Here is a 14156-nt window from a genome sequence, read left to right on the forward strand (position 1 = left end):
GCCCATATCAAAGGAGGCGTTGTCATGCAGAGTGTTCGACGATACCGGTTTGATTTCTCATCCGTGACAAGTGGCGGTGCGGCAAGCATTCGCCTGTTGCCGGTTGTTTCCTTGCTGGCCGGTTGTGTGACCGACGCCGAGCTTCTGGCCGAGAATGCCCGGATCGCGTTGCAGACCGCCGAAACCCGCGCCGCTAGGGAACTGAATTGCCCGCAGGCCAAGGCAGAGATCGTGACGAAAAAGGAGGTGCCGGGCCAGCCGTTGGGCGAGCTTTACAGCGAATACGGCATCCGCGTGAACGGCTGCGGCCGGGCCGTTTCCTACGACATCGAATGCCGCGACGAAAAAATCTGTTCGATACGGGAAAAACCGACGCTGGAATGAACCGTCGCGGTCGCATTGGCTTTGCCATACGGCGCACATGCCGAGCCGGTGACCGATGACTGGGGCAGGATGGAGCTTCGATCCCGGATTCCGGGTGGAGCTGGGCTAAATGAACCAGTACATCGACACTTCCGATCACCAGGATCAGGTCATGCGCAACCTCATCATGGGATCGCTGTTCATCAACTTCTGACCACGTCTTGGTCGAAAACCTTGTCCTCTCCTTGCCGTTAAGGCCCTTCTCTCGAGGGTGGCAGCAACGCCGCTCTTTCCATTCCGAGATCGCAGGGCGTCATTGCTCTTCATGGCCGGGCCTGACCGGCTTTCGCCAGCGCAACGGACCTCCGGCTCGACGTGCTTTTCTTCGTGCTTACATCGCTTTGTAACGTTCCTGTCATATTTGCTCATTATCGTTGCGCTGCCGAATTGCCACTGCCTGTTGCTTTGGGCACGAAAAAAACGATTTGCGACCAAATGAGTAACGACAAATGAAATCCAATCTGTTGCGTATGAGCGTGACGGCTCTGCTTGGCGGAACGCTGGCGGTGCCGGCATACGCCGCGATCGATCTGTACATGGACAAGAAGACCAAGCAGATCTATGCGGAGCCAGGCCCGGGCCGCGTGCGAATGGGGACTTTCGAGCAGGTGGACGAGAACAAGGCATCGTCCATCGAGCAGAAGCTCGACCAGAAGAAGGTGGAGCTCGAAGCGCTGGAAAAGCGCATAGACAAGAAGGCCGCCGCCATCAAGGAATCCGAAAAGAAAGTCGCTACCGCTCCCGCGCCCTCCGGCGAGAAGAAGTGGTTCGACAAGATCAGCATCAAAGGCTACAACCAGACCCGCTATTCCCAATTGCTGAACGGCGACGAAAATTCGCGCAACAATCTGGCGATGCCGAACGACAACTCCATCGGCCAGAACAAGGACTTCCTGCTGCGGCGCACGCGTCTGGCCTTGACTGCGGACGTGTCCGATCACCTGCTTTTCTATCTGCAGACGGATTTTGCCGCAAACACGCCGGCGGTCGATCAGAACAGCTCGACCAGCCAATACCAGTTTGCCCAGATTCGCGACGCTTATAGTGATATCTTCATCGACTCTGAACGCGAGTACCGCTTTCGTGTCGGCCAGTCCAAAGTGCCGTTCGGCTGGGAAAACCTGCAGTCCTCCCAGAACCGCATCGCTTTCGAACGTAACCTGGCGACCGACGCCAACGCCGTCCGAGACGAACGCGATCTCGGCGTCTTCGCGATGTGGTCGCCCGATGTGGCCCAGGAACGCTTCAAATACCTGCAGAAAAGCGGCCTGCGCGGTTCCGGCGACTACGGTGTCGCTTCATTCGGCGTTTACAACGGCCAGGGCGCCAACCGCTTCGAGCTGAACGACAACCTCCACATCAACGGCCGCGTGACTTATCCGTTCGAGCTGCCCGGCGACCAGATCCTCGAAATCGGCGCCTCCGGCTACAACGGCAAGTACGTCGTGCAGATGGCCAACTTCAACGGTCCGGCGGATCCGGTCACCGGCAATGTGACCCAGTACATTGTCGGAAAGAATTTCTATAACACCGCGGCCGGTGGCCGGAACTTGACTCAGAAAGGGACGATCACCGGCACCAGCGTGGGCGGGATCAACGACGGCCAGGGCCAGCAGGATCTGCGCGGCGCCATTCACGCCGTGCTCTATCCGAAGCCCTTCGGTCTGCAGACGGAATGGACCTGGGGTATCGCACCGACACTGCAGATCGATAACAACAAGCAAGTCGCTTGGATCGAATCGAAGAACGTCTGGGGTGGTTACGTCCAGGCCCATTACAAGATCGACCACTTCTACGGCGGCTGGATGCCCTACGCCCGCTTCGAAACCTATAATGGCGGCAGCAAGTTCGACAACAACTCGCCGAATATTTCCGAACGGCTGTGGGAGTTCGGCGTGGAATATCAACCCTGGCCGGAAGTCGAAGTGACCGCGGCGTACGACCTGATCAATACGACCAACTTCCGTACCGTCACAGCGGGAACCACCGATGGCTGGAATTCCAAGTCGTTGTTTGCCGGCTACGGTCAGGCCGACGGCAACGTGCTGCGCCTGCAGCTTCAGGCCAATTACTGAGACGGGCGGGCCGAAGCGTATGGTCGACCTCATTCAAGGAATGCAGATATGAAAATCAAACTGTCGATACTGGCTGTGCTGCCCCTGCTGATGGCGGGTTGCACGCTGCACACCCCGATCGATGCGAACACGCCTGAATTGGCGAACGCTCGCTTCGATTATCAGAACGGCCGCAACACCTATGCCACCTATTGTTCGGCCTGTCACGACAACGGCACCAATGGGGCGTTGACCCCTTCGGCCACCGTCATCTGGGGCGAACCATCCGCGTTGTGGCGGAAGATTCTGAATAAGCATGTCGATCTCAAATATCTCGAAAACCCGAAAACCATCGTTGGGCCGGGATATTCCGAGAAAAACGTCGCCGATGCGATTTACTACATGGTGACGCAGCCCGGCAACCGCGGCGGCGCCTGGTAAGAAACGGCGGTGCCGGCCCCTGGGAATTCTCGGGGGATCGGCGCCGCGCTTGCTCTTGAGAAGATAGAAACCTTAACAGTGGAGAAATTCACGTGAAAAAGATCATCAGCATGGGATTGGCCGTGTCGGCCGCGGTGTTCGGCGCCGGCATATGCGCCGCCGGTGGCCGCGATACCATCAGCATCGTGGGCTCTTCCACGGTTTACCCGTTCAGCACCGTGGTGGCGGAACATTTCGGCAAGGGCGGGAAGTTCAAGACGCCGAAAGTGGAGTCCACCGGTACCGGCGGCGGCATCAAGCTGTTTTGCGCCGGTGAAGGGGTCGACCATCCGGATATCGCCAATGCGTCGCGCCGGATGAAGGACACCGAGTTCCAGCAGTGCAAGAAAGCCGGTGTCAAGGACATCGTCGAAGTCAAGATCGGATTCGACGGCATCGTGCTGGCGCAGTCCAAGAAAGCCAAGCCCATGGAGCTAACCCGTAAGGAAGTCTATCTGGCGCTGGCCAAGCAGATTCCGGATCCGGACTGCGGCGGCTGCGACAACCTGGTCGACAACCCCTACAAAACCTGGAACGAGATCAATCCAGCGCTGCCGGCCACCAAGATCGAGGTACTGGGTCCCCCGCCGACGTCGGGCACCCGTGACGCCTTCGCGGAACTGGCGATGGAGGGGGGCTGCAAGGAGTTCAAGTGGATTGCTGCCCTGAAAAAGGACAACGAACCGGAATTCAAGAAGGTCTGCCACACCATCCGTGAAGACGGCGCTTACGTGGAAGCCGGCGAAAACGACAACCTGATCGTGCAGAAGCTGGTATCCAACGCGAATGCGGTGGGCATCTTCGGTTACAGCTTCCTGGAAGAAAACGCCGACAAGGTTGCTCCGGTGAAGATCGAAGGTGTGGATCCCTCGTTCGAATCGATCGCCGATGGCAGCTACGCGATTTCCCGCCCGCTGTACTTCTATGTCAAGAAATCCCATATCGGCATGATTCCGGGAATCGCGGAGTACATCGCGGAGTTCACCAGCGAAAAGGCTTGGGGTGAGGACGGCTATCTGTCCGAACGCGGACTCGTCCCGCTGCCGGCCGACGAGCGGAAGCAAATGGCAGAGGATGCGAAGAAACTGAAACTCCTTTCGCTGTAAGGGTTGTTACAGCCGCTGTGGCTCCGCGACGGCCCGGGGATCGAAGATCCCCGGGCCGTTTTTTCTTGGGGGAGAGTTCGCAAGTTGTCTTTCTCGGCAGGCGGCGAACCGGCTAGAATGGCGCCACTACGGCAGCTTGGCCCTGCCATTCCCTTGCCACCTCATTTCCACAACCGTTCGGATGCCCCAATGCCCCAATCCTCCTGTTCGTTTCTCGCGCCGATGAAGCTTCGATCGGTCGCAGCCGGTCCGCTGGCGGATCTGTCGTTCGCCGTCAAGGATGTGATCGATATCGCCGGCCATGTGACCGGCTGCGCCAATCCCGACTGGGCCAACAGCCATCCGCCCGCAGCCGCTCACGCCGTGTGCGTCGAGCAGTGTCTGCAAGCCGGCGCCATCTGCCTCGGCAAGACCCATGCCGACGAACTGGCTTTCGGCCTCAGCGGGGAGAATGCGTTCTACGGCACCCCGTTGAATCCGGCTGCGCCAGACCGGGTGCCGGGCGGTTCGTCCAGCGGCTCGGCGACGGCGGTGGCGGCGGGCGAGGTGGATTTCGCCCTGGGCACCGATACCGGCGGTTCCATCCGGCTGCCGGCCAGCAATTGCGGCATCTGGGGCATGCGTCCCAGCCACGGCCGCATTTCCGTGGCCGGCGTCAGTCCGCTGGCGCCCGGTTTCGACACGGTCGGCGCCTTCGCCCGCTGCGGCGGGGTCTTGCAGCGGGTCATGAGCCTGTTGCTGAACATCGGCCCACGGCCGGCCGCTCTCGGCAAGCTGTGGCTGCTGCAGGAGGGCTTCGATGAGGCGGAGCCGGCGGTGCGAACCGCTTTCGAGCCGGTGCTGGAGCGGTTGGCCGGTTGTTTTCCCTGCCGCGAGATGTCTTTGCGAAGCATCGACGGCGAGGCGGGGGCCACCGGCTTGGACAACTGGGCCCAAGTCTATCTGCCCATCCAGTGGGCCGAAATCTGGAGCACACTGGGCTCCTGGATCGAGTCGGCGCAACCGACCCTGGGAGCGCGTACCCGCCGCAATTTCGAATTGGCGAGGGGCCTGGACCGCCGGTTGCTGCCGGCCGCCCTGGCGAGCCGGGAGCATTATCGTGCCGCGCTTGCAAGATTCCTTGGGCCCGAGGATCTGCTTTGCTTTCCTAGCGTGCATGCGCCGGCTCCCTTGAAGGGCAGCCTCGGACTGGACCGTACCCAGGGTGATTATTTCCCGCGCGTGCTGGCCCGCATGGCGATCGCGGGGATCGGCCGGCTGCCGCAGATATCTCTCCCCGCGGTCGACGTGGCTGGGGTGCCGGTCGGTCTTTCCCTGCTGGCCGCCGAAGGGAACGATGCGTTCTTGTTGTCCGCTGCCCAAGGGGTGGCGGCTGCGCTCGATGACTGACCGCCGAACCGTGACCCCGGCGAGTCTCCCGGTTTCGGCCTAGCCTGCCGGCGGAGGGAGGCAGGGATGCGACCCGATGGCTGCTCTTCGAAACGCCTGTTCCGGCACCGGGAATGTGGCCCTGCAGGGCTTATGGCGGGAGCGGCGATCGCATTGCTGGCCGCCGTGACGGCGCATGGTCTCGAGGCGCATGCGGAGCAGTCCTCGACCGAGTCGGCGCCAGGGCGTCCCGGCGAACACGCCGCGGTCTACCGCGAGCATGTCCACAGTCCGGAGCCGGACCGGCCGCCGTCGCCGAGTCCCGCGGCTTCGCCCGAGCCGGCGGCTCCCGAGTCTGCAGTGCCGACGATCAGGGAGCCCGGCCCCGATCTTTCCAACTTCCCCAACTCGTCCTACACGCTGCCCGAAGGCGGTATCTACCTGGAGATGAGCCCGCTCATGCTGCAGGGGGCGAGTTCGAATTCGGTGAAGCAGTACAACTGGGAAGTCCTGTTCCGCTATGGCTTGACCGACGACCTGGAGCTGCGTTTGTTCACTCAGGGCCTGACCGTGCAAGGCCCGCCGCAATCGGCCACCGGATTTTCGCCGCTGACCTTCGATACCAAGATCCACCTGTACAAGGACGACTTCGAGTATTTCAACTATTCGGTGGGGCTGGAGGCATACGTGCAGACGACCTGGGGGAGCCCTGTCTTCAATGGTGGCACCCAGGGTTCCTTGATGCTCAATGCGGATCACGTCCTGCCCTTCGACGTGGCTTTCAACTGGAATTTCGGTTTCGCAAGCCTGCAGGACTTCAAGGGGGCCGAGGTCATCTTGCCATCGTTCCAATGGGCGCTGCAGCGCGACATCGTCGAAGATTTCGCGCTGTTTCTCCAGGGTTACGTCAACGCAGCGGCCCTGCCGCGTACGCTGCATGCCGGAACAGTGGGGCCGGTCCAGATGCTGCAGGAGCACGTCATGGGCGTGGGATTTCAGTGGACCGTGAACGACCGCATCGCGGTTTTCGGCAGCTACAGCGGTGCCTTGGGCGACTATGTGCCGAGCTATCTGGGCACGATGGGCCTGGCCATCGCGTTCTGACTCAGCCGAACAGCTCCTTGATCCAGGCGCTGCGGCGTTCCCGCTCCAGCAGTTCGGTGCGGGCGCGGACCAGCACCAGCGTGAAGTAGTAGCACTGGAAGGCCAGCGCCATCAGCAGCAGCGGTAGCAGCATGCTGGGATGGATCGAAGGCTTGTCCAGCTTGGTGACGGTGGGCCCCTGGTGGAGGGTGTTCCACCACTCCACCGAGTAATGGATGATGGGGATGTTGACCACGCCGACCAGGATCAACAGTCCACCGGCACGGGCGGCGGTGCGCTTGTCCTCGATCGCCGAGACCAGGGCGATGTAGCCCAGGTACAGGAACAGCAGGATCAGCTCCGAAGTCAGCCGCGCGTCCCATACCCACCATGTCCCCCACATCGGCTTGCCCCAGAGCGAACCGGTCACCAACGCGAGGAAGGTGAACGAGGCGCCCATCGCCGCCGAGCTGGAGGCCATCACGTCGGCCAGTTTGATGTTCCAGATCAGGTGGATGGCGTACAGCACCGCCATGAAGGTGTAGATGAACATGGACATCCAGGCCGCCGGCACGTGGACGAACATGATCCGGTAGCTCTCCCCCTGCTGGTAGTCCGGCGGCGCCTTGAACAGACCGAAGTAGAGACCGGAGACGAACAGCAGGGCGGTGATCGCGCCCAGCCAGGGAATCAGCTTGCCGCTGATGCGGTAAAAATGCTTGGGGGATGCGAGCTTATGGAAGAAGGACCACATGGTGTCAACTCATGCTTATGCGCAAGGCGGCCGCGATGGCGACGGGCGCGAGCGTCAGCGCCAGCACCAGCAACGCGGCCAGGAAGTACAACTGACCTTCCACCGGCATGCCGGCACCGGCGGCGGCGACGGCATTGGTGGCGAAGATCAGTACCGGGATGTAGAGCGGGAGAATCAGCAGGGTGAGCAGGATGCCGCCGCGCTTGAGGCCCACGGTCAGCGCCACCCCGATCGCGCCGATCAGGCTCAGCAGCGGGGTGCCGATGGCGAGCGTCGTTTCCAGCGCCCAGGCCGCCTTGGACGGCATGTCCAGCAACAGGGCCAGGAGCGGCGCCAGGAACAGCATGGGCAGGCCGCTGACCAGCCAGTGCGCCAGCACCTTCGCCACCACCAACACCGACAGCGGCTGGGGACTGAGCAGCATCTGCTCCAGCGACCCGTCGTCGAAATCGCCCCGGAACAGGTTTTCCAGGGAGAACAGGGCAGCCAAGAGGGCCGCGATCCAGATCACGCCCGGCGCGATCTTGCGCAGCAGTTCGGGGTCCGGGCTGACCCCCAGGGGGTACAGCGTGACGATGATGAGGAAGAACAGCAGCGGATTGGCCAGTTCGCCGCGGTGGCGGAAGGCCAGCATCAGGTCGCGCCGCAGGATGGCGAAGAAGGCGGAGGCGAGTCCGTTCATGACAGGTTCAGGCTCCGGCAGTCACCCCGGACCTCCAGGGCGTGATGCGAAGTCATCAGCGCCATGCCGCCTTCCGCCAGATGGGCTTCCAGCAGTTCGCGCACCAAGGTGATGCCGCGCACGTCCAGTGCGGTGAAAGGCTCGTCGAGGATCCACAGCGGTACCGGGTTCAGCAACAGGCGGCACAGCGCCGTGCGCTGTTTCTGGCCGGCCGAAAGCCCGCGCGCCGGAACGTCCTCGAAGCCGCCCAGGCCGACCCGCGTCAGGGCTGCCTCGATGCGCGCATCATCCGCCGGTCCTTCGCGCAGGGCGGCGGAAACCTTGAGGTTTTCCAGCGGCGACAACTCGGCCTTCAAACCCGGCGCATGTCCCATGTAGACCATCTCGGTGAAATAGGCCGCCCGGTTGTGCTGGATGTCCAGGCCGCGCCAGAGTACCTCGCCTTCGGCAGGACGGCTCAGGCCCGCCAGCACGCGGAGCAGGCTGGTCTTGCCGGCGCCGTTGGCGCCTTCGACCTGCAGCAACTGGCTGGGCGAAAGGTTCAGGTTCAGTCCGGAGAAAAGCAGCCGGTCGCCCCGAATGCACTCGAGGCCCGCGGCGCGAAGAGGGGCGTCTGACAAAGGCGTGGATGTTCAAGGATTAGACAAACGCGCGGCTGCCGCGCGGGTCACATCTTACCTTCGCCGAAGTTCAGTGCATAGATGGTGAGGTAGGAACCCCAGCCGGACTGATAGACTGCCTGCGCCTGCGGCAGCGGCCTCGCCAGCGAGGTGCTGAAGGGCAGCAGCCGCGCAAGCAGGGTATCGCGGCCCTGCGGCGTGGTGATGCGCCAGGCCCGCACGCCGGCGCCGGAAATCTGCTGGACCAGATAGCTGGCCTGATCGACGTCCTGCCGGGCCCACTGCTGCACTGCCGCGATCTGGCCGTGCATGTCGCCGCCGGGGAAGCGCGCGGCCTCGAACGGGAGACGGACGCCGGCCAGCGCCTCGATTTCGCCGAGCCGGGCCAGATCGTCCAGACAGACGAGCATGTAGACCGGACGGTCTGCCGGAAGCTGGGCCTTCATCTCCGCCAGGGCGGTATCGGCGTCCATGCCCAGCCAGCGTGCCAGCCGCCGCGACGGGTCCGGGACGGCCGCGAATCCGCCCGCGACCTTTTCCCACAAGCTGCGCTCCGCGCCGTTCGGGAAGGCGGCGGCGGCCGGCCGGTCGAGCCAGGTGTCGCGTCCGCTGAGGAAACGGATACGCTGGGCGTCGTCCCACCAGGCCAGGAACAGGGCGTTATCGTCCGTGTGGCGGACGATGGCTTCTCCCGCGGCCCGCCATAAATCGTGGCGCAGCCTGGCCGCGGTATTTCCGGCTTCGGGGGGATACAGCGTCACCCTCTGATCTTGGTTCCGGCCGTCGCGGTAGTCGGCAACCGTGAGGGGGACCGAAACCTGGTCGCCCTGGTGCAGGATGTAGCGCGTCAGTGCCGTGACGGGAAAAGCGCCACGGGATTCCATGGCGCTCCAGTCGGCGCTGGGAATGGGCGCCTCGTCGTAATGGACCTGCGGGAGCAGGCGGTCATACAGCAGAGTCGCGCCGCCCGCGAGCAGCAGCGCGAGCCCTGTGGAGGTGGCCAGCCGAGAGCGCTTCGGCTGGCCGGCCGTGTCCGCCATCAGTGCTTGCGCCTGTAGAGCAGCACCGCGATGCCCGCCAATAGCGCCAGTCCGCCGAGCACGTTGCGGATGTTCGAGCCCTGTTTCGTCGGGGGCAGGTTTCCGGCACTGCTGCCGGCATCGCCGGCCTTCTCGCGGAGCCGGGTGTTCTCGTCCATGATGAGCGCGTAGTCACGCATCAGCTCGGACCAGCCTTCGGTGTAGGTGAATCCGCCGGGGTTGCCGTGGACCAGGCCCTTGTAGAGCTTGATCAAGTCGTGCTCCCACATGTCGGCATGCACGCGTTCCACATGGCTGGGATTGTTGCCTTTGGCCCAGAACAGCTGGAAGAATCCGCCGGGGGCGTCCTTCTCCGGCGCTGGCGGGGCGGGCCGGTTGGTCTTCTGGCCCGGCAGCAGGCCGTCCTTGAACAGACCTTCGACGACCTGCTTGGCTTCCTGCTCCACTTTGATTCCCGCGATGGTGCCTTTGTCGGCGGCCTCCAGGTAGCTCTTCGCGAAGCTCGGGCTATGGCAGTTGGCGCAGGTGGCGTTCCAGCTTCCCTTGCGGCCTTCGAACCACGGATGCTTCAGGTTGTCGGCGATGGCAGGCGTGGGGTTGAAGCCCCAGCGGACTTTGCGCACCAGGTTGTGCGAGAACTCGCCGTTGAACTCGAAATGGCAATACTGGCAGGTCGGCGCGGTGTAGCCGCCTTTGGTCAGGGCGTCCTTGAGCGGGACCTCGAAGTTCCAGGTCGACTTGTGGGTCTGGTAGACCGTGCCGTGCTTGGACAGCGTGAAGTTCTCCCACTCATTGTGATCGACGCCGTTGTGGCAGGTCGCGCAGGCTTCGGGCTGGCGGGCTTCGGCGGCCGAGAAGGTATGGCGGGTGTGGCAGCCGTCGCACTTGTTCTGCTGGTAATGGCACATGTCGCAGCCCTGGGCGATTTCGCGCTCGGCCATGCCGGCCCAGATGGCGGTTTCGACGTTGGCTTCCCAGTCGACGGCGTGGGAGGGATGGCCCTTGCCCCACTGGCCCTGCGGCCACTGCTGGTCCTTCTCGGATTCGGCCTCGGCGAACTCCTGCACGTGGCAGGTGCCGCATTGCGTCCGGTCCGGCATGACCAGGTCCTTGTCGTGGCGGATGGACTGGGCGCCGACCTTGCCGTGGCAGTCGATGCAGCCGACTTCCTTGAGCGCCTCGCCCTCCTTCAGCAGGCCCTGCTCGACCAGGTTCTTCTCGACCTCGGCCAGCTTGTCCTTCTTGTAGAAACGCGCATCCTGGCTGTTGCTCAGGTTGCGGATCGCATCGAGCTTCGCATGGGTGCTGTTTTCCCACGCATGGAATGCGCCCGGCGTCAGACTCTGGTGGCAGGCTACGCACTGGTCGCGGGCCACTTCGCCCGAGACCGCCGTGGGCGGCTGGTAGAAATCCCTGGGGTTCCAGTATTTCTGGATCGGGATCGGCTCCCAGTACTGCGAGAACTTGCCCTTGCCGGGATGGTCCTTTTGGTACTTGTCCTTGATCTGAGAAAAATCCGTCTCGCTCGCCGCGGCGAACACCGCTGCGTGAGCGAGTATCAGCAAAGCGGCCAGCAGCCATGTCGTCGTTGTTCTGATCATCGAGTGTGCTCCTTCGGCAATCCGTCCCGGTTTGTGACCCTTTGAAAGTATCGGAGCAAAACAAAATGGCGTCAATACGAGGCACGGCCCGAGGCATTGGGGTTTACTGGTATGCCGGGCCGGCGGCGATTGGGAGAAACTACCGTGCAGCCTGCCATCATTCCGACGTACTCGGACTCCAGAACGCCTGGCTGACGACGGGATGTTCCTTGAGCTGCTGGAGGATGCGCTCGAGGTGGGCGCCGTCGACCGAGGCGGCGGCGAGGGTGGCTTCGATTTCGATCTCCTCGTCGCCGAAGGCATGCACCGCCAGATCGCCGAGCGGATAGCCCGCCTGCTGCAGCACCTGTTCGACCAGCGCCAGCGCGTCCTTCCGCCATTGGCGCGGGGCGATGACGTAGACGGTATGGGTGACTTCCACCGCCGGCGTGTCGATCGGCTGCCGGTTGATGCGGTCGACCACCGGGCGCAGCAGGGTGTTGGCCGCGAGCACGAAGACGGTTCCCACCAGCGCTTCCAGGACCAGATCCGCGCCGGCGCAGGCGCCGATGGCCGCCGATCCCCATAGGGTGGCCGCGGTGTTCAGGCCGCGGACATTGCCTTGTTCGCGCATGATGACGCCGGCGCCGAGGAAGCCGACGCCGGAAACGACATAGGCGACGACGTGCACAGCGCCGTCGTGGCCATGCAGGCGGTTTGCCATGTCGACGAAGATGGCGGCGCCCAATGCGACGAGGACGTTGGTGCGGAGGCCTGCGGTGCGCTGGCGGAATTGGCGCTCGAGTCCGATCAAAGCGCCGAGCACGAAGGCCGCGGTGAGGCTGATGAGGGTGTCCAGCAACGAGGTGATGTTGATGTTCTGGATCGCTTCCATTTCAGAGGGCCTGTTTCGGGTGGGTAGCGGCCAATTCGTCGGCAATGCTTTGCAAGACCGGGGTGGCGATGCCGGCTTGTTTCGCCCAGTTCAGCGCCCGGCGCAGCCGCCTAGGGGCGGTGCGCCCCGTGCAAATGTGGTTGGGGTCGCCGGCGAAGCCTTCCAGCATGCCGGCCATCAGCCGGCCGCGTGGCAGGCGGGTTTGGGTGAGCCACTCTTGGATGTCGAGGACTTCACCTGCCGTCTGCTCCGCCAGTTCGCGGTGCCGGTCCCAGAGTTCACCGACCGTCCCGCCGCTGCGGAGGCCGGCGATGTTGATGGTGAGGATGTAGAGGTTTTTCCGCACCAGTTCGTAGAGCAGTTCGTCCTCGGGAATGGCGTGGCAGGGAACCTCGATCGCCTCCAGGGCCTGGACGACCAGCGCCGCACGGGGGCCGCAGACCGGGGTCGGCAGCACCGGGACGAAGGGCCGCCCCTTTTTCTTGTCGAACCAGACCACGATCACGGTGGGATCAAAGAGGCCGTGAAGCTGCCAGTCGCGGGGCAACAGTTCGTTCTGCAAGAGCCCCAGCCGTCCGTGCCATGCCGGAGGCAGGGACGCCAGCAGCGGGTGCAGTTCGTCTTCCCCGACCGCGGCCAGCACCAGCTCGGGTGCGGGTGTCTCCCGGGCCACGCCGTCCAGCGCGGTGCCGCGCAGTAGGGGGTAGACGGGGTGGCCGCATTTCAGGAAACCGCGGGCGAACAATTCGCCCATTTCGCCCATGCCGATGATGACGACGGGTTTTTTCATGCTCGGATTCCTGCCGGATTCAGCCGGCGCACAGAAGGTGCGGCAATTGTGCCATCGACTCGAACACGATGGCACCCGCCGCAACCAGCGTTTCCGGTTCTTCGTCGGCGGCATAGCCGTAAACGGTCATGCCGGCCGCGCGTGCGGCCAGCACGCCGCTGCGTGAATCTTCGATGACCGCGCTACGTTCGGGCGCGGCGCCCATCCGCCGGGCCGCATGCAGGAACAGGTCGGGCGCCGGTTTGGGCCGGCCGACCTGGGCGGCGGAATAGGCATGCCCGCCGAAGAAGGCGTCGAGCCCCGTGACCGCCAGCGACAGCATCAGCCGGGCCGGGGGAGACTGGGAGGCGACGCAGATTTTGGTGCCGTGCTCCCTCAAGCCTTCGAGCACCGCCCGCACCCCTTCCACTTCCCGCAAATCGCGCTGGAATCCCTGGGCCGTGGCGATGCCGAGTTCATAGAACCAGTCGTCGCTCAAGGGCGGTTGGGCCGCGGTTTCGGCCCAGCGGGCCAGGTCCGCCATGGTCTTGCCCTTGAACATGGCACGCAAGGCATCGGCTTCGATCGGCAGGCCGCGTTCGCTGAAGAACGCGGCGGTGATGCGGTTGACCAGCCGCTCGCTGTCCACCAGCACGCCGTCGCAGTCGAAGATGATGAGATCGTACTTCATGCGGCCGGGCCGATGAGTTCCACGGCGTTGCCGTCCGGGTCGCGGCAGAACACGGCGCGCCGTCCGGAACGGCTGGTGGTGTAAGAAATTCCTTGCTGTTCCAGCCGGGCAAGCAATGCTTCCCAGTCCGCCACCGCCAGCGCGACGTGGCGGTCCCGCCCGCCGTGCTCGGGTCGCTCCGTGCCGAGGTCGGGATTGGGCAGCACCATGAGGTGGATTTGCTGAGCGCCGAGGTCGTACCAGATCCCGTCGAAATCGAAAGCGGGCCGGGCGTCGCTGGGTGTCAATTCCAGCACGCCTTCATAGAAACGGCGGCTGGCCTCCAGATCGGAGACCAGGAGGGAGACATGGTGCAGATGGCTGATGATGGGCATGGAGGGCGTCGTACTCCAATCGGGTTATGGCCACGGGGCTCGGATTGTGCCAGAAGCGAGGAGTAACGGGTGCGGGATTTCTGCCGAATCGTCGCTGCCCGTCGTGCGATGACGAAATCCGTACACCGCACATGATCTTGCGGATGCGCGTGGCCCCGTTCGCTGGCTCGCCATCCACGGAATTGGGCACACCCTCAAGCTCCGCGTGATAAGTTACCGGCTTTCGGACTCAACTCC

At 63.6% G+C, this 14156-nt stretch carries 15 protein-coding genes; 6 read left to right on the plus strand and 9 right to left on the minus strand.

All coding sequences use genetic code 11. From position 1 onward, the window contains the following. Positions 1-96 precede the first annotated feature (96 nt). From GNH96_RS08455 to GNH96_RS08480, 6 genes are all read left to right on the plus strand, one after another. Complete coding sequence (locus tag GNH96_RS08455) at positions 97-384, plus strand: hypothetical protein (protein WP_228719768.1); 288 nt, start codon at positions 97-99, stop codon at positions 382-384. Positions 385-872: 488 nt separating this feature from the next. Continuing rightward, a complete protein-coding gene (locus GNH96_RS08460) occupies positions 873-2498 on the plus strand; it encodes a porin (RefSeq protein WP_228719769.1) in 1626 nt (541 codons plus the stop codon). 48 nt (positions 2499-2546) lie between these two features. Then, a complete protein-coding gene (locus tag GNH96_RS08465) occupies positions 2547-2918 on the plus strand; it encodes a c-type cytochrome (RefSeq protein ID WP_169603272.1) in 372 nt (123 codons plus the stop codon). 92 nt (positions 2919-3010) lie between these two features. After that, complete coding sequence (locus GNH96_RS08470) at positions 3011-4063, plus strand: PstS family phosphate ABC transporter substrate-binding protein (protein ID WP_169603273.1); 1053 nt, start codon at positions 3011-3013, stop codon at positions 4061-4063. A 189-nt stretch (positions 4064-4252) separates the two neighbouring features. Beyond that, positions 4253-5452, plus strand: coding sequence for an amidase (locus GNH96_RS08475; RefSeq protein WP_169603274.1), 1200 nt, complete (start codon positions 4253-4255; stop codon positions 5450-5452). A gap of 132 nt (positions 5453-5584) precedes the next feature. Continuing rightward, complete coding sequence (locus tag GNH96_RS08480) at positions 5585-6535, plus strand: hypothetical protein (protein ID WP_169603275.1); 951 nt, start codon at positions 5585-5587, stop codon at positions 6533-6535. Position 6536: 1 nt separating this feature from the next. Here GNH96_RS08480 and GNH96_RS08485 read toward each other — a convergent pair whose 3' ends face one another. From GNH96_RS08485 to GNH96_RS08525, 9 genes are all read right to left on the minus strand, one after another. Further along, positions 6537-7268 carry a heme ABC transporter permease gene (locus GNH96_RS08485; protein ID WP_169603276.1) on the minus strand — a complete coding sequence of 244 codons (732 nt, stop codon included), beginning with the start codon at positions 7266-7268 and terminating at the stop codon, positions 6537-6539. A gap of 4 nt (positions 7269-7272) precedes the next feature. Beyond that, entirely contained in the window at positions 7273-7950 is a 678-nt protein-coding gene (gene ccmB / locus GNH96_RS08490) for a heme exporter protein CcmB (RefSeq protein WP_169603277.1), read from the minus strand. Continuing rightward, positions 7947-8570 carry a cytochrome c biogenesis heme-transporting ATPase CcmA gene (ccmA, locus tag GNH96_RS08495; RefSeq protein ID WP_169603278.1) on the minus strand — a complete coding sequence of 208 codons (624 nt, stop codon included), beginning with the start codon at positions 8568-8570 and terminating at the stop codon, positions 7947-7949. The genes ccmB and ccmA overlap by 4 nt, the downstream gene beginning before the upstream one ends. Before the next feature lie 47 nt (positions 8571-8617). Continuing rightward, complete coding sequence (gene haoB, locus GNH96_RS08500; RefSeq protein ID WP_169603279.1) at positions 8618-9610, minus strand: hydroxylamine oxidation protein HaoB; 993 nt, start codon at positions 9608-9610, stop codon at positions 8618-8620. After that, on the minus strand, positions 9610-11211 hold the full coding sequence (locus GNH96_RS08505; protein WP_169603280.1) for a multiheme c-type cytochrome: 1602 nt from the start codon (positions 11209-11211) through the stop codon (positions 9610-9612). The genes haoB and GNH96_RS08505 overlap by 1 nt, the downstream gene beginning before the upstream one ends. Positions 11212-11368: 157 nt before the next feature. Further along, the gene (locus GNH96_RS08510) at positions 11369-12085 is read right to left on the minus strand and encodes an MgtC/SapB family protein (RefSeq protein ID WP_169603281.1); all 717 of its coding nucleotides are present in this window, start codon (positions 12083-12085) and stop codon (positions 11369-11371) included. A gap of 1 nt (position 12086) precedes the next feature. Then, positions 12087-12875 (minus strand): hypothetical protein, encoded by a 789-nt coding sequence (locus GNH96_RS08515; RefSeq protein ID WP_169603282.1) that lies wholly within the window; start codon positions 12873-12875, stop codon positions 12087-12089. 19 nt (positions 12876-12894) lie between these two features. Then, positions 12895-13545, minus strand: coding sequence for an HAD family hydrolase (locus tag GNH96_RS08520; protein ID WP_169603283.1), 651 nt, complete (start codon positions 13543-13545; stop codon positions 12895-12897). Beyond that, entirely contained in the window at positions 13542-13919 is a 378-nt protein-coding gene (locus GNH96_RS08525) for a VOC family protein (RefSeq protein ID WP_169603284.1), read from the minus strand. The genes GNH96_RS08520 and GNH96_RS08525 overlap by 4 nt, the downstream gene beginning before the upstream one ends. Positions 13920-14156: the final 237 nt, after the last annotated feature.

This window comes from Methylococcus geothermalis (genome assembly GCF_012769535.1).
Lineage (GTDB): Bacteria > Pseudomonadota > Gammaproteobacteria > Methylococcales > Methylococcaceae > Methylococcus > Methylococcus geothermalis.